Source organism: Streptomyces sp. NPDC031466, from assembly GCF_055581265.1.
This window is the reverse complement of the sequence record NZ_JBVIJT010000001.1, coordinates 450,851-470,666: the sequence shown is the minus strand read 5'-3', so window position 1 is coordinate 470,666 and position 19,816 is coordinate 450,851. Positions and strand designations below refer to the sequence as shown.

Below are 19,816 nucleotides of genomic sequence, written 5' to 3'. Positions count from 1 at the left end.
GGGTTCGGGGTAGGGCCCGTTCGACCCCGCCACGTCAGCCGTAGTGCGGGCGAGCGCGGCGGGACGGATGCCCTGGTGGCGTGATGAAGGTCGACATGCCGAACTGCACGGCCCATCCGCCCTGTCGGGCCTGCCTGTCAGGTCTGCCTGGTGCGGTTCAGCCGCCACCTGCGTCTCAGAACCGGTCCGGAGAACCTGGGCCGCCTACGCCAGGCCTGATACGGCCTGTGCAGATGCTTTCCCCCAACCTACGATTTCATCGGTGGTGCGGTGAACATGCGAGCCACCGGGGCGGCCTGGGCACCAGGCAGGAGCGTCCCGCACGGACGGGTGCTGGGGAGGTCGGTTCGATGCCTCGCAAACGGTTCCGCCGGAGGATCTTCGCTTTCCTCCGGCGTCGACGCCGGCACAGGAAGCGCTCCGATGACCGGTCGATCTATCCGATGTTCTAGAAGTGGACGAGAACGAGGATCGAAACCTGTGCTGATCTTGGTGGGAACGAGTGGACGGCGGTGGAGCGTGCGGGCCATGGCAGGCCATCGCTGCCGTGGGGCACGCGCGCACGCGATACTTCCAGGCTGAGAAGGAGTTCGCGTGGTTGCCCCAGTCCTCGGCATCTCCGCCTATTACCACGACAGCGCCGCGGCGCTCGTCGGGGAAAATATCGTGGCCGCTGCTCAGGAGGAACGATTCACCAGACGTCGCCACGAGCCGTCCTTCCCCACCCGGGCCGTCCGCTACTGCCTTGAGGAGGCCGGAGCCGCGCTCAGCGATCTGAGCACAGTCGCCTACTACGAGGACCCGGTGCGCAAGTTCCATCGAGTGATGTGGACGTACGCTGGAGTGGCCCCCCGCGGCTGGACCTCTTTCCGCCGGGTGTTCCCGCAGTGGATGAGCTGGAAGCTGCGGATGCCGGCCACCGTGCGGGAGCGGTTGAGGGAGCTGGATCTGGGCGCGGTGCCGCCAGTGGAGTGCTTCGGGCACCACGAGTCGCACGCGGCGTCGGCGTTCATCCCCAGTCCGTACGATTCTGCGGCCGTGCTGTGCGTGGACGGGGTGGGGGAGTGGACGACCACGTCGATCTGGCGGGGTGCCGGGAACCGCGTCGAGCCGGTGGCCGAGTTGCGCTTCCCCCACTCGCTCGGCCTGTTGTACTCCGCCTTCACCGACTTCTGCGGGTTCAAGGTCGACTCTGCGGAGTACAAGCTGATGGGCTTGGCTCCGTACGGCAGGCCGACGTATGCGCCGCTGATCCGCGAGCGGCTGATCGACGTCAAACCTGACGGCTCGTTCCGGCTGAACACTCGCTGCTTCGAGTTCCTGTACGGCCGGGTGATGACCGGGCGCAGGTTCGAGGAGTTGTTCGACGGACCCCGGCGGCAACCCGAGGGTCCGCTGACCGAGCGCGAGTTCGACCTCGCCGCGTCCGTCCAGAAGGTCACCGAGGAGGTCATGTACAGGCTCACGGCCACCGCGCGCGAGCTGACCGGGGAGTCGAAGCTGTGCCTGGCCGGTGGCGTGGCGCTGAACTGCGTGGCCAACGGCCACCTCCTGGACAGCGGAGCGGTGGACGAGGTCTGGGTGCAGCCCGCGGCCGGAGACGCGGGCGGCGCGCTCGGCGCCGCACTGCTGGCCCGGCGTCCAGGACGCGACCACGTCAGCCACGGGGCCGACGCCATGCAAGGTGCGCGGCTGGGTCCGGGGTACGACGACAAGCGGATCGCAGAGTACCTGGACGCCCATCAGCTCCCCTACGTGCGGCTGGGTACGCGGGACCTGTCCCGTCGGGTAGCGGCCGCACTCGCCGATGGCAAGGTGGTCGGCTGGTTCCAGGGGCGGATGGAGTTCGGTCCGCGCGCGCTGGGCGGCCGGTCGATCCTGGGCGACGCGCGGAACCCGGCGATGCAGTCGATGATGAATCAGAAGATCAAGTTCCGCGAGTCCTTCAGGCCGTTCGCGCCCGTCGTACGCGCCGAGGACGCGGACCACTACTTCGATCTTCGCCAGCCGAGCCCGTACATGCTGCTGGTCGCGCCGGTCGCCCCACGGCAGCGGCGGGCCGTGCCGGAGTCGGACGGCATCCGCGGGCTGGACCTGCTGCGCGTGGAACGCTCGACGATCCCCGCCGTCACGCATGTGGACTTCTCCGCCCGGATCCAGACCGTCACCCGCGAGGGCGACCCCGCTCTGCACCGGCTGCTGTCCGACTTCAAGGCCCGTACCGGCTGTGCGGTGCTGGTGAACACCTCGTTCAACGTGCGGGGCGAGCCCATCGTCGCCGCGCCCGAGGACGCGTACCGGTGCTTCATGCGCACCGATATCGACCTGCTCGCCCTCGGCTCCTTCCTGCTGGACAAGAACGCCCAGCCGGTGTGGACCGAGGAATGCGACTGGCGGGACCACGTCCCGCTCGACTGACGAACGCGACCGTCTACGAAAGCCGGGACCCCATGAAACTCCTGGTACGTGCGTGCGGGGTAGTACTGGCCGCACTGGTCTACGTGCTGTTGGTCCTGCCGGCCGGGCTGGTCGCCCGCCTGGTCCGGGACCCGCTGCGACGTCGCCCGGACCCGGGCGCGCCCAGTTACTGGATCCACTTCGACGCGGGCGCCTCCGGTCAAGGGGCAGGGGCGGCATCCGCTGGGGGTCGATGACCCCTGCCGACGGCACACGCACGGCATGGCGCAGTGCTGGGAAGCCGGGCCCGAGACCACCTGTCCCTTCCCGCTCATCCTGCGGTCCCGCCGCCGCGCCGCCCCGTGACCACACGCCAGCAGTCCGACCAACCGGCAAGGACGCAGGAGGCACCATGGAACAGCAGGAGCGCCTGATCCCCTATATGAAGCACTACATGGAGTTCGCCATGGCCGACATCCGGTGGTTGCCGTATGTCGTCTATTTCAACCGGACCGGCTGCACCTCGCCCGTCATCAACACCGACTCCGCGGGGTTCCGCGTCTCCCACGGCCCCGAAGGGCCACGCTCACTCCAGGACGCGCCTCCCACCGGCGCAGTCAGTGTGCTGATCGGCGGATCGCTCACGTTCGGCCTCGGAGTCAGCAGTGACGAGCACACCATCGCCTCCGTCCTCGGCCGGGACCCGGACGGCCCGACATGGCTCACCCTCGCCGCCCCGGGATTCAACTCCACCCAGGAAGTCGTACTGTTCCTGCTGCACCGGCACCAGCTCACCGCCGTACGCGACATCGTCGTCCTCTCCGGCCTCAACAGCCTTGTCGTGGCGGGGCTGCCCGCGGCGACGGCGGACTACGGGCAGTTCTTCTGGTCCGGGACGTTCCTGCGCCAGATGGGAGTTCCCGAACAGAAGCAGCCGGACTGGGCGCTGGGCCGTCGCGCCGCGGCGCGACGCCTCTTTCGCCGCATTGCGAGGACAGGCGGTGCGCCGGACGCCCCGCCGACCCTGGAGGCGGCCGCACGCGTCGAACTCGCCGCCCGCACCACCGCCCGGGATCTGGCCCGGCTGTGCGAGCTGGCCGCGCCCACCGGCGCCCGCGTGCACTTCGTGCTCCAGCCCGCCCTCGCCTGGACCGGCAAGCCCCCGAGCCCGGAGGAGAAGGCACTGATCGAGGAGAACAACCAGGAGCGGCGGCAGATGTGGGACCTGTTCAACGAGGTCCTGGTCCCATCGGTCTACCCGGCCTACAGCGAGCGGCTGGCAGCCGAATGCGCGGCCCTCGACGTCCCGTATCTGGACGCCAACCCCGCGTTGGCCGCCGGCCGGACCGCTGACGACTGGCTGTTCGTGGACCAGGTCCACCTCAGCGACGAGGGAAGCCGCGTGCTCTCCCAGATCATCACGGCCGAACTCGACCGCACCTGAACGCCCGGGAGCCCGAGTCGGCGCGGCGCCGCGAACTCCACCGGATGGCCCAGCCCGGAATGTCCCTCTCGCGGCATTGGTGGATGGATCATGATCAAGTCGATCGCGAGCAATAAGGCTGCGGCGTCTCGTTGAGACGCCTATGGAGACGCTGTTGGGCGTCCGGTTCCTGGAGGGCGAGTACAGCACCGGGCCGGTGCACACGGGGCGGATCGACTCGCTGGGGCTGGACGAGAACGGATCCCCGGTCATCGTGGAGTGCAAGGGCGGTGTCGACGCCGGCGCCATCAACCAGGGCCTCTTCCATCTGACATGGCTGATGGACCACCGGGCTGAGTTCGAACACCTGGTCCGCTACCGACGCCTCGGCAACGACCGGCTCGGCCTTGCGGCCGTGGCGTCCATGAGCGGCGGCAGTCAGGTCGCGTGCGGGGGCCGTCGGCGGGCGGTTGCGCGAACGGCGGACCACGTCCAGGACGCGTCGATGGAGGAGCTGGCGAGCGCGGCCGGCGAGGTTCTGCTCGGGCTCGGGGACGGGGTCAACCGTGTTGAGGGCAAGCACGGGTCGGGCGACTTGGATGCGCCGTGAGAATGCTCTGACCGTGCTCCGCGCCATCCTGGTGCCGCAGGCCCGGTGCCGCTGATGGTGACACCTGTCGTGCTCTGGCTCAGCTGGGCCACCCGGCGGGGTGACGTGCGGTCGAGGCCCCCGTGCCGATCGGCGGGGGGCTCGTTGAGCCGGCGTGACCACCATGCAGGAGGCTTCAGCACCGACCGGGCGAAGGAGAAGAACCGCTCACGCGTTGGTGAATTGGTTGTTCCGGCCCTGTCGGCCGACCGCGTCGGTGCAGGGGTGTGGGGGTACGAACCGGATGCTGACTGTGAAGCGGCCCGCTGCCGTCCCGCCTCCGGGACTGTTCGTCAGCCGTTGGCTGCGGGCGTGAACACTCCGCGGAAGCGCATCTTCCCCGAGGCGAGCCGGTCGTAGGCTTCAGTGGCCTGATCCAGGGAGAAGGTCTCCAGGATCGGCTTGACCTTGCCCTTCGCGGCGAGGTCCAGGACCTCGCTGAGGTAGTGCTGGCCGCCATGGGTGGACCCGATGACCTGCTGGCGCATCATGTGGAACGGCACGCCCTCGGAGGAGATGGAGAACGCCTTCTTCGCCACGTCGAAGGCATTGGTCGTCACCAGCAGGACATCCGCGCCGCCGAGCTCGGTGAGTTCCTCGCCGCTCGCCACGACGTGGTCGGCGCCCAGCTGGAGCGCCAGGTCGTGCTTGTCGGGGGAGTGGGTGATCGCGACGGTCTCGAAGCCGGACGCCTTGGACAGCTGCAGTGCCACGTGCCCCAGGCCACCGATACCCACCACGGCGACCTTCTCGTGCGGCTGGGGGGACGCGTCCCGCAGACCGCTCCAGGTGGTGTATCCGGCGCACATCATGGGCGCGGCGTCCTGGTAGGACAGTCCGTCGGGCAGCAGCACGGTGCCCTCGGCGGCGGTCGCGATGTACTCCGCGTGTCCGCCCTGCGCCGAGAATCCCGTGGTGCGCGGCGCGGCGCAGTTCATCGCCGTCTGCCCGGTCAGCGGCCGATTCTCACGGCAGTAGGCGCAGCGGCCGCAGGCGGACTGCACCCACGTCGTACCGACCCGGTCACCGGCCTGCCGACTGTGCACGCCGGCGCCCACCTCGACGACCTCGCCGACCACCTCGTGGCCGGGCGTCTGGGGGTAGAGGTCTCCTCCGTAGCCTGGGTGGACCATACGTCCGTGTAGCACATGCCTGAAGCGTGCACCTTCACCAGTACCTGTCCGGGTTCCGCCGTCGGGGTCGGGATTTCATGGACCTCCCACGGCTTGTTGGCCCCAGTCATCACTACTGCCTTCATGGCCTGCTCCTTGCGTCGATGTGTGCTGCGGGTCCGCGCACTCTTCCGCGGGGCAGAGACCGGTTCCGTCTGAACCCAGAGGTAACCATCTAGATAGATACACCGTAGTCCGGACCGCCGAATAGTTCAATAACTAGATAGTTACCTCTGGTGCTTACACTTCTGCCATGCCACCGGACGCCACCGCCACTAAGAGACGCCTGCTCGAGGCCGCATACCACGAGTTTGCCGACTACGGGCTGGCCGGTGCCCGCGTGGACCGCATCGCCGAGAGCGCGCAGGTCAACAAGCGCCTGATCTACGTCCACTTCGGCAACAAGGGCGAGTTCTTCGACCTGGTGGTCGCGCGGAGCCTGGCCGACCTCGCCGAAGCCGTCCCCTTCACCGCGGACGACCTGCCCGGCTACGCGGGCGCACTCTTCGACTACCTGCTCCAGCATCCCCAGGTTCTCCGTCTGACCGGCTGGACGCAACTGGAGCGCCCCGAGCCCACCGCGGCCGAAATCGACGCCTACCGCCCCAAGATCGAGGCCCTCGCCGACGCTCAGCAGCAGGGCATCGTCACCAGCGGCGTCGCCCCAGCGGACATCCTCGCCCTGGTCCTTGGCCTGATCACCGCCTGGGCCGCCGCCTCACCCGCCCTGAGATCCCTGGCTCCCCAAGACGCCTGGTCGCCTGAGCGCATCGTGGCTCACCGCGCCGCGATGACAGCCGCCGTAGAGGCCCTGACCGCCTCCTGACGTCGCAACGCGAGCCGAGGAACGGACACCACCTTGCCCGGCGTGCACGCGTTCACCCTGGGCCCGCCGCCCGGGGCCTGGGCCGTTTTCATTCTCTTGCGCGGTTCATGTTCCGGCCGGATGGCGCTGTACTCCGGTTCACCGCTCTTGCGTACGCGGAGCAGCGATGCGGGCGGCGCGCCTCATCGGTGGCATGCGGCAGCGGAATTGCCCGTGGTCCGCACAGCCGCGCTGTGGTCCGCAACCGCCAGATCCTTGCCCCCGGTCCCAAGGAGAAGGTGGGCGAGTGCCTCGGCAAGCGGCCAAAGGCCCGATCAACCCCACCACGGGCTGGCCTCGATCCCGGGCCGTCCGAGAGCATCGTCGCGCTGGTCAACACCGGAGTGCAGGACATTCTCAGTACTGACAACACATGATCAGCAGCTGATCGGCGGCCCCGCTGAGGGCACGGATTCAGTTTGCAAGTCAGTTACTGATGCCGCGCCAGTCCACGTCAGCAGGGCGTAACCCCACGTCAGGCCGGCGCCGAAGACGGCGATGAGGACGCGGTCACCTGGGCGAAGCAGGCCTCGGGCGGCGGCGGCCGCCAGGGCGTAGGGCGCGCTGGCGGCGCCGATGTTGCCCACTTCGTCACCGACGATGACGAGGCGGTCGGACGGGATTCCGATGCGCTCCCCCAGATCACGCAGCAGTACGGGGTTCGGCTGGTGGGTGACTATCAGGTCGAGATCGGTCAGTTCGAGCCGGCTGTTCTTCAGGGCGTCCTCGACGAGGCGAGGGAAGACGTCGGTGATGAAGTCGCGGACGGCCCGGCCGTCCATGTGGACGTTGTGGGCGCCCTCCCGTACGGTCCGGTCGGTCGCGGGGCGCCGGCTGCCGCCTGCGGGAATGAGCACGTGGTGCGCTCCCGTCCCGTCTGAGCCGAGCTGGAAGCTGGTGAAGCCGCCGTCCGTCACCGGCCCCAGCACCGCCGCTGCGGCGCCGTCACCGAAGAGCACTGCCGTGCCCCGGTCGCTCGGATTGAGGAATTTCGAGTACGTCTCGACGCCGACCACTGCGGCGTAGCGGGCGGTGGGGTCGCCGCGCAGCCAGTTGTGGGCAACCCGGGTGCCGAACAGCCAGCCCGAACAGGCGGCGCTGACATCGAAGGCGACAGCGTTGCGGGCGTTGACGCGTGCTTGGACTCGGCAGGCTGTTGCCGGTCCGAGCTCGTCGGGTGTGGAGGTGGCGGAGATGAGAACGCCGATCTCCTCGGGGGCGATGCCGGCCGCGGCCGCCGCCCGGCACACCGCGGTGCTTGCGAGATCCGAGGCGGCCTCCTGGGAGCCGGCGATGTGCCGGGCTCGCACTCCGGTCCGCTCGGTGATCCACTCCTGGGTTATGCCGAGGGTGTCGGCGACCTCTGCGTTGCTGCGTCGGGCGCGCGGCAGATAGGTGCCGAGTCCCAGGACGCCGATGGTGGGGGGCGGTGTGTGGCGCGTCATGCTGGTCCTCCGTGGTACCAGGTGAGCCGGCTCGCCAGCGAGTCGGCGAAGTTGTCGTGGCTCAGCGGGGGTGATGCCAGCCCCGGTGGGGGGCCCATGGCCTGCGTGAGCTGGTGCAGATGGGGCAGTAGCCGGTCGCACAAGTCGTCCGCGATCGATGGCAGCCGGCGTACGGCGGCGATGCTGAGGAGGCGTGTCTCCATCAGGGTGTCGGCCAGCTGTTGCGCCTGCTGGACGGCGTGCAGGGCGGCGAGATCGCAGAGCACCGTGCGTAGACATGGATCCGCCACGCAGTCGAGCGTCTCGGCGACGTCCCGGGCGAGCAGGTTCTGTGCGTGGACCTCGCCGAGCAGCCGAGTGCGGTGCAGCAGCGGGTTCCAGAGATCGAGGCCGCAGAGGCCCGCGTTCGCGCGCCGGTTCATGTCCTGCCGGAGTTCCTCGCACAGCAGGCGCTGGAGGGCCTCGACGATGGGCTGCCACCACCAGGGATCGTCGAACTGGGCGCGCTGGGGCCGCATGGCCTCGCCGAGCGGCAGTTCCGGCTCGGCGATCAAACGCTGCCCCGTGTCGAGGAAAATCAGCTGGTTGTCACCCCCGGCGCTCTCGAAGGCCTGGGCAAGTCCCAGATACGGGTGGAAGGCATTCACGTCCATCAGGCCGGGCAGGCCGAGGCGGTGCATGCACACGGCGGCCACCCGGCGCGCCCCGCGCACGGTAAGGGCCTTGTAGAGCGCGAGGGACGGGTCCACCGCGGCCCACGGGGAGAAGGTCATGCCCGGTATGTCGGGAGAGGGGCGCGTCGCGTCGGCGGGTTCCGTGCTCAGGCCACGGGCTGCGCGGGCACCTGCGGTCAGGGCGAAGGCTTCGCTCAGGGCGCCCAGGACGGCCTGCTGCTGCGTGCGGTATGTCAGCAGCGGCCGGCCAGGGGCGAGCCGGCCGTTGGAGAGCCGGGTGGAGCAGGCCCGCGTGGCGGCGACGGCCGCTGCCCGGGCTGTCGCGGCCATCGCCGAAGGCAGCGACGACCATAGGGACCGGCCGACGGACAGGGTGCGTTGGAGCCTGCTGTCCTGGCTGTTCAGGGGGTCATGAAAGGCCCCCGACGGGTCGATCCACGCGGTGTCGCGCAGCCACCGCTCGTACGGTACGGCCAGTCGGTCGAAGTGGACCAGCGCGTAGTCCAGCGGTAGCGAGGAGACGTCCACCCGGCTGGAGATGCGGACGCCGGGGACGGGCCCGGTCTCCTCGGAAAGGTCGACGAGGAAGGAGAACACCCCGCAGTCCGCGCCCGCGACCCTGACCCGGGCGCAGACCACGGCTGTCTGGGGGGTGTGACGGGCGCCGACTGCGGAGAATTTGGCCGCGTCAGAGTCCGGGGTGCGCAGGACGAAGCGACGGGTGGCGAGATCGAAGTCGGCGGTGGTCCGCACGCCGAGGTGACTGCCGGCCTGACCGACTTCGGTCACCATGAAGACCCCCTTGCGCCGGCCCGTCTGGAGCTCTTCGACAGGCCCCGCGAGTTCCGAAGGGCTTCCGGCCAGCGTCAGCACAGAGCCGAGACAGAGGATGTAGTGCGAGAGCACAGCCATGTACAGCGAAGGATCCGCGACTGCGGTGTACGAGCTGAGCAGCGACATCTGCGGTAGATCACGAAGGAGTTGCGCGGCGGACGGCAGGGTGCCCGCCAGCAGGCCGAGGCGGCACCGGAGCTCCTCGCCCGGGCGCGCCCGAGGAGCCAGGGGGGTGGCCAATGCCCCGGCAATGGCCAGGCGCTGTTGTTCCGTGCACGCATCCTCACCCGTGATGTGGGTGAACGCCTCCTGGTAGGCGGTGAGGGGGATCATCGGGCGTCACCCAGCTCGGCACGGGCCGCGGGCTCTGACGGTTGGAGGGGGACGGGCGGCGTGTGCGCTTGGGGGGACCGCCGCCAAAGGAATCCGGCTTCGCGCAGCGGATTGAAGGCGGTCACGAGGTCATCGGGGAGGGTGCGCCGGACGTTACGGGTCAGGGCCTGGCCGGTGCCGATCTCCAGCACGACCGCCGGGGAGGTGACCGCGGTGCCGAGGGCGACCGGCAAGCGCGCGGGCAACACCAGGCAGTTCGCCAGCCCGCGCGCCAATTGGTCCGGGGCGGTGTAGAGACCGTTGACCGCCGAGTGCACGGGCACATCGGGGGCCCGCACCGGGAACCGTCCGACGAAGTCACGAAAGGCGTCAGCCGCGTCCGAGAGCGCCGGATGATGGGCCAGTACATTCAGCCGCAGGCGGCTTACCGGGATGCGCCGAGCGGCCGCCAGTTGTTCCAGTTCGGCAACCGCTGCGACCGGACCGCTCACCACGGTCTCGCCGGGGTCGTTGACACACGCCAGCGCGAGCTCCCCCTGAGAGCTGGTGGCGAGCAGTCCGGCCGTGACCCGTTCACCGGCGCCGACGAGAAGCATCGCCCCGCGTGAGCCGGCCATGTATTGGGCGAGCCGACAGGCGAGGCGGGCGCCGGCGGTCACATCCAGGGCGCCGGCCGCCACCAACGCCGGGATCTCTCCGAAGCTGACCGCCACCAATCGGTCTGGGGGGCCGTGCACAGCACACAGTGCTCGATGGAGAGCTACGGAGACTGCGTACAGCACCAGTTGAGAGGTCCCTGTGGGTGCCGCCGCCAGCTCGCGGCCGCTGGGTGGCCTCGGCCCCAGGAGAGACGCGCCGACTGGTGGAACGCCCTCCTCGGCCCCTGCTGGATCGGCCAGCTTGAATACGTCCCGTATGGCGTCGCGCACCACGGGGTTCTCGTGCATCGCGCGCACAAGCGTGCTGACGGAGAAGTCTCCCTGACCGGGAAACGCGTGTACCACTTCGGCCCGCAATTCCTGCCGGGACGCTTTCTTGGCGGACGCCTTCTTCCTTACTGCAGCGGGCTGCACCTTTCCCATCTCGTTCTCCCGTCTTCCCAGGAAACTGGGTGTTGCCGCATCTGGAATCCTCCCGAAGAACCTCTGCTGGACCATCCGGGTAGGCCCCGCGCTGACGCGCCGCTAGCCGCTGTCCGGCGCCGCGCATATCCGGATCGGCCGACCGGGGGGCGAGTTATTCCGGGGGCGGCACAAGCATCGTGTGTCCTGAAACGACCTCGCGAGGCAACTGCGGCCCGGACGATCCGTGAATATGTTGAACCTTGTTCTCTTCGATCTCTCATGCCGGTATTTCAACACGTTCAACAGGCGGCCCGGCATGTCGCACAAGTGCCAGGGGGAAGAGGATACGAGACCGTCGCCGCCCAAGGTGAAGTCCCTGTAAGCGCAGAAGTATCAGGCGGCGCAAAGGCCGGAGGGGATCACATGAATTCGTCCTATTCCTATCGACTGGACGGGGCCCGTGCCCTGGTGACGGGAGCCTCGCGGGGCATCGGTGCGGCCATCGCCGAAGCTTTCGCTGCTGCTGGGGCTCAGGTGGTGCTCGCAGCACGCAGCCGGGAAGCCAGTCGGCGTACCGCAGAACAGATCCGGGAAAAGATGCCGGATAGCCTCAAAACCCACCAGATAGCAGGCGACCTGGCCGACCCCGCCGTGGCACCGCGACTGGTGGACGAGGCGGTTGAGTTCCTGGGCGGCCTCGACGTACTGGTCCACAGCGCGGGCGTCCTGCCATTGGACCCGCAGGGCAATCCGGTCTTCAAACCGCTCGCCCTGTCCACCGTCGAGGAGTGGGAACCCGTCCTGGCGGTGAACCTCAGCGCCACCGTCGCCCTGTGCCGTGCCGCCCACCCCCATCTGCTGGAGTCGGAACGGCCCAGCGTCCTCCTGGTGTCATCCGTGGCGGGCCTCATCGGTGTGCCGACCATGGAGGCCTACGGGGTGACGAAATCCGCCCAGGTGTCCCTGGCGCGTTCACTGGCAACCGGGTGGGCCGCGCAGAACATCCGCGTCAATGTGCTCTGCCCCGGGTGGGTGCGCACCGATATGACGGCCAGCGTGCACGGCAACGAGATGTTGTCGGGCCTGCTGCTGCAGCACGTTCCCATGGCTCGCTGGGCGGAGCCGGAGGAAGTGGCCGGGCCGGCCGTATTCCTCTCCTCGTCGGCGGCTTCCTTCATCACCGGGCACGCTCTCGTCATCGACGGCGGCCTGTCGGTCCCACACGGCGGTCTCGCCAACATCCCCACCGGACCCGCTCCGGCCGCCTGACGCATCGCATATCCGTATCGCGCACTTGCTGCGCGACGGCCTCCGCCCTTTCCCCCGACAGGAGTTGACCGATGACCGCTCGGAGCCGCACCGCACCTGCCACCACGGACCGGATGAGTGCCAAGGACCGGTTGGCGTGGAGGCTGGAGATGGACACCGACGTCCGTCCCGTCATCGTGCTGCTCTTCGTGCTCGACGGAGAGCCCGACCAGCACAGCCTCCTCGAATGGCACAAGGAAGCCGCTCGTCGGTTGCCACGGATGGCCGCCCGCGTGGTTCAGCGCGGCGGTCCGCTCGGAACACTCCGCTGGGAACCCGACCCGTCGTTCGACCCCGCCCGACACATCCGACGGTTGAGCACATCCGGCAAGGGCACCCATGCCGAACTCCTCCAACTGGTCGAGGGGCTCGCCCAGACGCCGTTCATTCCCGGCCGCCCTCTGTGGGAGTGCTACCTCATCGACGCGCTGGAAGGCGGCAGGTCCGCCTACGTTCTCAAGATCTCCCACGCGATAGCCGACGGGCTGCGCCTGCGCGACCTCTTTCTCCGGCAGTCCGCCGACCAGGCCGTGCCCCCAGAGCAGACGGGCCCCCTGGACGGGCCCCCGGGGGAGTCGGCCACCACCGGGTCCACTGCCCCAAAGACCCGCGCCGCCTCCCGGATGCGCCGCGCGCGGGACGCGGTCCGCTTCGCCCTGCTGGTCGCCCAGGACATGCGGGACCTGCCCCCCTGGCCGGTCGGCACCGGTGACGGCGTGGCGCGCCGCTACCTCACCCTGGATCTGCCGATGGAAGGGGTACGCGCCGCCGCCCGGGCCGGCGACGGCACGGTTCAGGATGCTCTCGTCGCCGGATTGGCCGAAGGAATCCATCGGTATTACACACACAGCGATCTGGGACGCTCCCGTGTGCGGGTGTTTTCGCCCTACGGCAGAGCTCCGCTCACCCGCCACAACCCCAGCCCCGTGGGCAACCACTGGTTCATCGTGCGCTTCGACGTCCCCGCCCCTGCTCCGGACCTCGCGGCTCGGGTCCGCGCGGCCCGCTCCGCCGTGCGGCGCGTGTACCGCCGGGACGCACTGGACTGGATGGGCGGCGTCGCCCGGATGGCCCCGTTCCTGCCCGCCCGTCTCCTCCAAGTTTCCTTCCGCCGTTTCACCGCCTCCCACGACTTCATCATCAGCAACATTCCCGGCTCTCGCAGCACCCTGCGGATCGCCGGCGTCTCGGCCGAGCAGGTGTACGGGATCGCTCCGAGCCTGGGGGCGGCGTTCACCGCGACCACAGTCTCCTATCGCGATGCCTGTCATGTCACCATCAATATCGATCCGGCGGTCGTCGGCGACGTGGAACGGCTGGGCGACTGCCTGCGCCACGGCCTGGAGAAAGTCGCCTGCCGTGGCTGAGCGGGCAGCCGTGCTACGGCGTATCACCGGGCCCGTGTCCAGCCACTTGCTGCAACAGGCCCTGTCCCTGCCCGCCCCCCACACGCGCGCTGTCAGCCTTACCCGGGGGGTGTCCATTCCTGTCACCCGTGGCCGCACCTTGGAGGCCGATCATTGGGCGCCCCGCGCGTCCCGGCGGCCCCTGCCGACCCTGCTGGTGGGCACCCCCTATGGGCGCGGACCACTCCTCGCGTCGCTGCTGGCCCGCCCCTATGCCGAACGGGGCTTCCAAGTCCTGCTCACCAGCCTCGCCAGCACTCTCAAGGCGGGGGAGCCGCATTTCGGTTCACCGGCCAGCGACCGGGAGGACCTGCTCGCCGTCGTGGAGTGGATCACGCGCCAGGACTGGTTCGACGGCTGCCTCGCGCTGACCGGGCCGAGCTATCTCGGCTACGTGCAGTGGACCGTGGCGGAAGCGTTACCTCCCGAGGTGCGGGCACTGGTGCCGCAGATGACCTCCTCCCGGCTGCCCTTCTCGCTGCGCGGCGACGGCATGTTCGCCTTCGACGCTGCTCTGCGCTGGTGCCTGCTCATCGACCGCCTGCAGCGCCACGGAGCCGCCTGGGGCATGCTGCGCTTCGCTGCCGACCGCCTGCACAAGGACCTGGGAGCGCTGCCCGTCGAACAGGCCGACCGACGCTTGAGGGGCCGCACCCTGCCCTTGTACCAGCTTCTCGTCCAGCACGACGGCAGCGATCCATTCTGGGAGGGGTGGGACTTCAGCGACCGGGTCGGCGCGACGACGGCGCCGGTCAGTTTGGTGGCGGGCTGGTACGACCTCTTCGTCGGTGACCAACTCCGCGACTATGCGAGGCTGTCGGCGGCCGGGCGGCGCCCGCGGCTGACCGTGGGCCCCTGGACCCACCTCGGGGCCGGCGCGCTGGCCGCGGGCATACGCGAAACCCTCACCTGGGCCGGCGCCCACTGCCGGCACGAACCGCCCCCCGCCCGCCTGCCGGTGCGCCTGTACGTGCTCGGAGGCGGAGGCTGGCAGGACTTCGACCAGTGGCCACCCCGCGGAACTTCGCCGCGCCCCTGGTACCTCCGGGAGAACGGTCGGCTGTCCTGCGAACCATCCTCGCACCGTGAGCAGTCCAGCAGCTACTCCTACGACCCCGCCAGACCCACACCCGCAGTGGGCGGCGCGCTGTTCCTTCCCGGTGCCGGGCGCCGGGACAACCGGTCCCTGGAAAAACGGGCCGATGTCCTCACCTTCACCAGCGGGCCGCTGGCCGAGGACATCGAAGTGATCGGTGAGGTGACGGTGCAGCTGTGGGTCGGCGCGGACCACCCCGCAAGCGATCTCTTCGTCCGCCTCTGCGACCTCGGCCCCGACGGCCGTTCCTGGAACGTGTGCGACACCTTCACCCACGTACAGCGTGACTTGGCCACCTCCGCCGCCCCGGCGCGGCTGCAGCTCAGTCCCACCGCCAGCCTCTTCCGGCGAGGTCATCGGCTGCGCGTGCAGATCTCCAGCGGCGCGTACCCCCGTTTCGCGCGCGCCGGCAGGGCACGGGCCCACCTCGCCCGTGCCACAACGCTCGACAGGGTGCGCCAGGAGGTCTTCCATGATCGCGAGCGGCCGTCCTGCCTCGTTCTGCCCGTCCTCAGCCACGCCGCCGCATACCGAACCTCCGCCCCGTGAACCCCCGGCCAGGCGCACCGGCCCACGTCGCGCCGCGGATCGAGGGAGGGCCGCCAATGTATCTGCGGAACGAGCCCCGGCCGGTGACGCGATCGCACCCTTGGCGAAACCATCCGCTCTTGCGACGCTCGGTCCTGCGGCGCAAGGGCTACCTTCCCGCGATCCGTACACGTCGGCCTCCGGCACGCTCAGACACGCTGTCGTTGTCATACCCGCACGTATGTCGTCGTGGAGGGACCGTGACCGGAAAGAAGCCAGTCAACCAGCGACTACGCGTCCTGCTCGCCGAAGCCGACTGGACGGGCCAGCAGTTCGCCCGGGCGGTCAACTCGGTGGCCGCCGAGAACGGCCTGCAGGTGCGCTACGACCGCACCTCCGTTGCGCACTGGCTCAGCGGCACCGTGCCGCGTCCACGGGTTCGTACCCTCGCCGCCGAGGCGCTCGGCCGCCGACTGGGCAGGCCCTTGACTCCTCTTGAACTGGGCTGGGCCACCGATGCACAGCACGCGCCCCCGGCCGTCCTCCCCGATCAGCCCCACGATGCCCTCACCCGCCTCACCCACTTGTGCAAGGCTGACTCCGACCCCCTCCAAGGGCCCCGCCTGCACTGGTCGGTCTACCAGGCGACCGAAGCATCCACCCCGGACCAGATGGTCACGGCCTGCACGCCCTGCGGGGACGGCATCCGGCCGGTCCGCCCCGCCGCTCCGGTGGCCCTGGTCCTGAGCACAGCGATCCCCTTTTTCTCCATGGCGCTGGAGATTGGCGGTACCCACGCCAGAACCGCGCTCGCCGCTTACCTCAGCGGTGACGTCACCGTCTGGCTCCGCGCCGCTCTGCCGGACCTCGAAGCACACTCCTCCCTCATCACAGACGCTTCCCGTCTGCTCTACCTGCTGGCCCGAATGCACAGCGACGACGCCCACGACGGCCTCGCCCAGCGCTACTTCCGCCTCGCCTACGACCTGGCCGGAACAGCCGGTGACCCGACGACCCAAGCCACCGTTCTGCGCGCCATGAGCAGTCAGGCCGCCGCCCTGCGCCACCTGCGACAGTCCCTCACACTCGCCGAACACGCCCGGAACCTGCTGCCGGACGAGGCCCCCGCGGGCGTGCATGCCTACGTCATCTCCCAGCAGGCGGTCGCCCGGGCGCTGGCCGGACACCGCTCCGCCGCACGCACCGCCCTGCAGCAGGCCGAGACCTGGTACCGACGCGACGCGGCGAACACGGTTACGCCGGGCCCCACCCCGGCCGACTTCCATACATACACACCCGCGGCATGGTGCTTCCAGCGCGGCAAAGCACTCGCGGCTCTTGGTGAACGCGCCGCCGCTGTCACCGCCTTCCGAACATCGCTCGCCCACAGGTCCATGCACTCCCACCGAGCCCGCGCCCTCACCCAAGCGGCCCTGACCCGCCTGCTGCTGCAGACGGGGCACGTCGAAGAAGCTTGCGTCAGCTACCGCGATCTGCTGGACATCGCCCCGCACCTGCGGTCGGCGCGGGCCCGGCAAGCCCTCCTCGATCTCAAACGCATGCTGCGTCCATTCAGCAAAACCCCCTCCGTCAGGAGGCTCCTGGATTACACGGACCACGTCGGCAGACAGACGGCCGACGAGCAGAACCCGTACCGCACGATGCGGTACGCCTCCCAATGAGAGGAAGAGCAATGACCTCGAAACGCACCGGAATCACCAAGTTCGTCGACGAAGTGGTCGACAGTACGCGGGACCTGACCGACGGGATCCTCGACCGCCTGTCCGACGCGGAGCACGATTTCCGCAAGGGACTGACACGGGTCGTCGAGAACCGGGACACCACGGCAGACAACCAATCGTCCAAGTCATCCAAGCGGTCGACCGCCGACTCCGACATTCAGGCGGAGACGGCTTCCGCTGCACGGCGCAGCCATTCCTAGCGGCCTCCGTCAGGCGTGACGAAGGCACGTCCACCTAGGGTGCTCCGGGCGCCCGCCCGGAGCACCCCCTGCTCCTGCAAGGAGACAACCGCCATGGGGCCGACGAGGACGACTCTGCGCAGATGTACCCGGCGAGCGCCTCACGGGCACATACGATGACCGCCGCCCGAATGCGGCTGCTGGCCCGCACGGCGACATCCTTGCTCACAGGAGAGATGACCGGTCGCGGCCGCGACGGTTTTGCTACGAGCCCTCAAGAGCGCCGGGCCGTCGCCATCCGGGAGGCGTTCGAATCCCTCGGACCGTTGTACATCAAGGTCGGACAGATCCTCTCCACCCGGCCCGACTTCGTGAACCCGACGGTGATAGCCGAGCTGGAGACACTCCACGACCAAGCCTCGGCGGTTCCCTTCGCTGTGATGGAGCCCGTCCTGAAGGAGGAGTTGGGCGCCGCATGGCGATGCCGATTCTCCTCCATCGAGACCGCGCGGCCCCTCGGCTCGGCCTCCTTGGCACAGGTCTACGAAGCACGGCTACGCGACGGCACGGCTGTGGTCGTCAAGGTCCAACGCCCCGGCATCCAAACCATCATGGACGCCGACATGAAGATGCTCAGACGTGCGGCGCGCATCGTCGCCCACCGTGCTCCCCGCTTCAACGCCACCGTCGATGTCGAGACGATGCTGACAGTGATCTTTGACGCCATGAGGCCCGAACTCGACTTCCGGCTCGAAGCCCAGAACATGGACACCGCACGGCGTACGGTCCAGGCGTTCAGCACCCTCGCCGTCCCGGACGTAATCCATGCGACACGGCGCATCCTGGTGCAGACACTCGCGGCGGGCCGGAACATCCGCGACGCTGATCCCAGCGACTTCAAGGAGGACGACCGGATCGCCATCGGCCGGGACCTCTTGGGGTTCATGTACCGCGGCTATTTCCAGGAACGGTTCTTCCACGCCGACCCGCACCCGGGCAATATCTTGGTCCACCCCGGTGAACGGGCCTCCATCATCGACTGGGGGATGGTCGGACGCATCGACCGCAGGATGAGCATGTCCCTCGTCCTCATCCTGCTGAGCCTCTCGCAGAACGACGGACAGGCGGCGGCGCGGGCCTGGATCGACATGAGCAAACCGACACCGTGGTCGGACCTCGCCGGCTTCACGTCCGACATCGCGATCCTCGTCCCGAAGATCGCCACCGCCTCACTGGAGGAACTCAACTTCGGCACCACGCTGACCAGCGTCCTGAAACACAGCACTCGACGAGGCATTCAGAGCAGCCCACTCGTTTCCATCCTCGGTAAATCGTTCGCGAACATCGACGGCTCGGTCCGATACCTGGCACCGGAACTGTCCGTCACCGAGGTCTTCACCGACCACCTGCGCCCCCTGCTCTCCCACTTCGTTCGAGAGGCCACCTCCCAGGGGCAGCTGGCGAGCTCCGTGATGGAGCTCCTCATCGCGTCAGGATCGTCCCCGGCCGAGACCCGCGGGCTGCTGAAGGACCTGGCCAACCGGGACTTCACCCTCAATCTGTCCGAACGGCCCTCCGGAGCCTCCCTGTCCGCCGCCAAAGACGAACGCTACCGACGGCTGGCCTTCGCGGGCTTGGCCTACCTGGCCTGGAGATCACACCGCCGCACCTGAAGGCCATGCCGGTCAGGCTCACGAGCAGGGCCAGTAACCCCCGTGGACGCGGGTCGTCCCGCGAACGAGTGGTAGGGCGGTCGTGGGGCCTTGCCAAGTGGGTAGGGGCGTGGCCGAGGTCGTGCCGCGTCTGGCTGTGGTCGAGGCGGATGTGCAGGACCTCGTTGCGGCGCACATGGAGACGATGCTGGGTGTCACCTTCCTGGCGAGCGAGTACGTCATCGACTGTGCCGATGGCGGGCGGATCGACTCGCTGGGTCTCGACGAGAAGGCGCACCCGGTGGAGCTTCACCGTCACCGGCGGCAAGGTCAGCCGTTTCGAGACGGGCCGAGCCTGAACCGGTTGCAAGCACCCGAACGCGACAGCCCTTCGATGCTGCAACCGCAGAGAAACGGACTCGTGAGCCAGTCGCCATCCGCCGTGAGCGCGTGGCACCGCCCTTATCAGTCATGGTTCGGTCAACCCTCCGAGTTCTGGGTGGTCGGAGGAGGGGCCGCTGCTCAGAAGGCCCAGGTGGTCGAAGACCGTCTCGGGCTGTTCGAGGCGCGGGAAGTGCCCTGCGCCCGGACGCATGATCGAGAACGAGGCCAGCATGAGAACGGGCCTTACCGGCCTGCGAGGCGTCGCAACGCTGGTCGGCGTGGAGGAGTCAAAGGCATGGATTGCCTTCCCTCGCGCCTGGAGCGTCGACGACATAAGCGCCACCACCGGCCTCGGCCGCGCCAGCCTCTATGCCGCGTTCGACGGCAAACACGGCGTGCTGCTGCAGGCGATGGCCGGGTACTCCGCCCGGCTGGGGCAGTTCGCGCCGGAGGCGCTCGCCGGACCGGACCGCCAAGATGGCCCTGGAGCGCGGCGCCTCCGACCCTGAGGTGGAGCGCCTGGTCACAGCCTGCTTCTCCGCGGTCGCGACGGCGGTGGCCGAGTGTGTGCGAGCGGCCCAGCGCAGCGGCGACATCGACCCCGCGACCAGACGCCGCCCGGCCCGCGTGGCCGACTGCCCCCAGCGCTCCGTGTGCTCAGGAGC

14 protein-coding genes and 2 pseudogenes are annotated in these 19,816 nt (G+C 69.0%); 12 read left to right on the top strand and 4 right to left on the bottom strand.

Features of this window, described 5'->3' with window-relative positions; translation table 11 throughout:
• The first annotated feature begins 594 nt into the window (after positions 1 to 594).
• From ACZ5GP_RS01675 to ACZ5GP_RS01665, 3 genes and pseudogenes are all read left to right on the top strand, one after another.
• Positions 595 to 2,418: a carbamoyltransferase family protein gene (locus ACZ5GP_RS01675; RefSeq protein WP_468748851.1), complete on the top strand. Its 1,824-nt coding sequence runs from the start codon at positions 595 to 597 to the stop codon at positions 2,416 to 2,418.
• A gap of 391 nt (positions 2,419 to 2,809) precedes the next feature.
• Positions 2,810 to 3,841: an IopA gene (locus tag ACZ5GP_RS01670; protein ID WP_468748850.1), complete on the top strand. Its 1,032-nt coding sequence runs from the start codon at positions 2,810 to 2,812 to the stop codon at positions 3,839 to 3,841.
• Between the two features lie 112 nt (positions 3,842 to 3,953).
• Positions 3,954 to 4,400 (top strand): annotated as a pseudogene (locus tag ACZ5GP_RS01665) (DUF5655 domain-containing protein); the annotation flags it as partial.
• A 362-nt stretch (positions 4,401 to 4,762) separates the two neighbouring features.
• On the opposite strand, the gene ACZ5GP_RS01660 reads toward ACZ5GP_RS01665, so the two are convergent.
• The gene (locus ACZ5GP_RS01660; protein ID WP_468748849.1) at positions 4,763 to 5,602 is read right to left on the bottom strand and encodes an alcohol dehydrogenase catalytic domain-containing protein; all 840 of its coding nucleotides are present in this window, start codon (positions 5,600 to 5,602) and stop codon (positions 4,763 to 4,765) included.
• 292 nt (positions 5,603 to 5,894) lie between these two features.
• Here ACZ5GP_RS01660 and ACZ5GP_RS01655 point away from each other — a divergent pair, with 292 nt between their 5' ends.
• Positions 5,895 to 6,467, top strand: a complete 573-nt coding sequence (locus ACZ5GP_RS01655; RefSeq protein ID WP_468748848.1) for a TetR/AcrR family transcriptional regulator — start codon at positions 5,895 to 5,897, stop codon at positions 6,465 to 6,467.
• Between the two features lie 416 nt (positions 6,468 to 6,883).
• Here ACZ5GP_RS01655 and ACZ5GP_RS01650 read toward each other — a convergent pair whose 3' ends face one another.
• The 3 genes from ACZ5GP_RS01650 to ACZ5GP_RS01640 are packed head-to-tail and all read right to left on the bottom strand — an operon-like array spanning position 6,884 to position 10,874.
• Entirely contained in the window at positions 6,884 to 7,951 is a 1,068-nt protein-coding gene (locus ACZ5GP_RS01650; protein WP_468748847.1) for a 3-oxoacyl-ACP synthase III family protein, read from the bottom strand.
• Positions 7,948 to 9,792: an acyl-CoA dehydrogenase gene (locus tag ACZ5GP_RS01645; RefSeq protein WP_468748846.1), complete on the bottom strand. Its 1,845-nt coding sequence runs from the start codon at positions 9,790 to 9,792 to the stop codon at positions 7,948 to 7,950. The genes ACZ5GP_RS01650 and ACZ5GP_RS01645 overlap by 4 nt, the downstream gene beginning before the upstream one ends.
• Positions 9,789 to 10,874, bottom strand: a complete 1,086-nt coding sequence (locus ACZ5GP_RS01640; RefSeq protein WP_468748845.1) for an acyltransferase domain-containing protein — start codon at positions 10,872 to 10,874, stop codon at positions 9,789 to 9,791. The genes ACZ5GP_RS01645 and ACZ5GP_RS01640 overlap by 4 nt, the downstream gene beginning before the upstream one ends.
• Before the next feature lie 405 nt (positions 10,875 to 11,279).
• Between ACZ5GP_RS01640 and ACZ5GP_RS01635 the strand changes: the two genes are divergently transcribed.
• From ACZ5GP_RS01635 to ACZ5GP_RS01600, 8 genes and pseudogenes are all read left to right on the top strand, one after another.
• A complete protein-coding gene (locus ACZ5GP_RS01635) occupies positions 11,280 to 12,125 on the top strand; it encodes an SDR family NAD(P)-dependent oxidoreductase (RefSeq protein ID WP_468748844.1) in 846 nt (281 codons plus the stop codon).
• A gap of 71 nt (positions 12,126 to 12,196) precedes the next feature.
• Positions 12,197 to 13,531 (top strand): wax ester/triacylglycerol synthase domain-containing protein, encoded by a 1,335-nt coding sequence (locus ACZ5GP_RS01630; RefSeq protein WP_468748843.1) that lies wholly within the window; start codon positions 12,197 to 12,199, stop codon positions 13,529 to 13,531.
• A gap of 34 nt (positions 13,532 to 13,565) precedes the next feature.
• Positions 13,566 to 15,215 (top strand): CocE/NonD family hydrolase, encoded by a 1,650-nt coding sequence (locus ACZ5GP_RS01625; protein WP_468748842.1) that lies wholly within the window; start codon positions 13,566 to 13,568, stop codon positions 15,213 to 15,215.
• Between the two features lie 239 nt (positions 15,216 to 15,454).
• Positions 15,455 to 16,876 (top strand): hypothetical protein, encoded by a 1,422-nt coding sequence (locus ACZ5GP_RS01620; RefSeq protein WP_468748841.1) that lies wholly within the window; start codon positions 15,455 to 15,457, stop codon positions 16,874 to 16,876.
• Positions 16,877 to 16,887: 11 nt separating this feature from the next.
• A complete protein-coding gene (locus ACZ5GP_RS01615) occupies positions 16,888 to 17,136 on the top strand; it encodes a hypothetical protein (RefSeq protein WP_361080500.1) in 249 nt (82 codons plus the stop codon).
• A 170-nt stretch (positions 17,137 to 17,306) separates the two neighbouring features.
• A complete protein-coding gene (locus ACZ5GP_RS01610; protein WP_468748840.1) occupies positions 17,307 to 18,788 on the top strand; it encodes an ABC1 kinase family protein in 1,482 nt (493 codons plus the stop codon).
• A 109-nt stretch (positions 18,789 to 18,897) separates the two neighbouring features.
• Positions 18,898 to 19,071, top strand: a pseudogene (locus ACZ5GP_RS01605) (transporter); the annotation flags it as partial.
• A 289-nt stretch (positions 19,072 to 19,360) separates the two neighbouring features.
• The gene (locus ACZ5GP_RS01600; RefSeq protein ID WP_468749079.1) at positions 19,361 to 19,660 is read left to right on the top strand and encodes a hypothetical protein; all 300 of its coding nucleotides are present in this window, start codon (positions 19,361 to 19,363) and stop codon (positions 19,658 to 19,660) included.
• Positions 19,661 to 19,816 lie beyond the last annotated feature (156 nt).

Excerpts from the sequence above, each read along its gene's own strand:
- ACZ5GP_RS01610 (WP_468748840.1), top strand. The coding sequence starts at position 17,307 with ATGCGGCTGCTGGCCCGCACGGCGACATCCTTGCTCACAGGAGAGATG.
- ACZ5GP_RS01650 (WP_468748847.1), bottom strand. The coding sequence starts at position 7,951 with ATGACGCGCCACACACCGCCCCCCACCATCGGCGTCCTGGGACTCGGC.
- ACZ5GP_RS01635 (WP_468748844.1), top strand. The coding sequence starts at position 11,280 with ATGAATTCGTCCTATTCCTATCGACTGGACGGGGCCCGTGCCCTGGTG.
- ACZ5GP_RS01640 (WP_468748845.1), bottom strand. The coding sequence starts at position 10,874 with ATGGGAAAGGTGCAGCCCGCTGCAGTAAGGAAGAAGGCGTCCGCCAAG.
- ACZ5GP_RS01670 (WP_468748850.1), top strand. The coding sequence starts at position 2,810 with ATGGAACAGCAGGAGCGCCTGATCCCCTATATGAAGCACTACATGGAG.
- ACZ5GP_RS01645 (WP_468748846.1), bottom strand. The coding sequence starts at position 9,792 with ATGATCCCCCTCACCGCCTACCAGGAGGCGTTCACCCACATCACGGGT.
- ACZ5GP_RS01655 (WP_468748848.1), top strand. The coding sequence starts at position 5,895 with ATGCCACCGGACGCCACCGCCACTAAGAGACGCCTGCTCGAGGCCGCA.
- ACZ5GP_RS01600 (WP_468749079.1), top strand. The coding sequence starts at position 19,361 with ATGATCGAGAACGAGGCCAGCATGAGAACGGGCCTTACCGGCCTGCGA.
- ACZ5GP_RS01660 (WP_468748849.1), bottom strand. The coding sequence starts at position 5,602 with ATGGTCCACCCAGGCTACGGAGGAGACCTCTACCCCCAGACGCCCGGC.
- ACZ5GP_RS01615 (WP_361080500.1), top strand. The coding sequence starts at position 16,888 with ATGACCTCGAAACGCACCGGAATCACCAAGTTCGTCGACGAAGTGGTC.
- ACZ5GP_RS01630 (WP_468748843.1), top strand. The coding sequence starts at position 12,197 with ATGACCGCTCGGAGCCGCACCGCACCTGCCACCACGGACCGGATGAGT.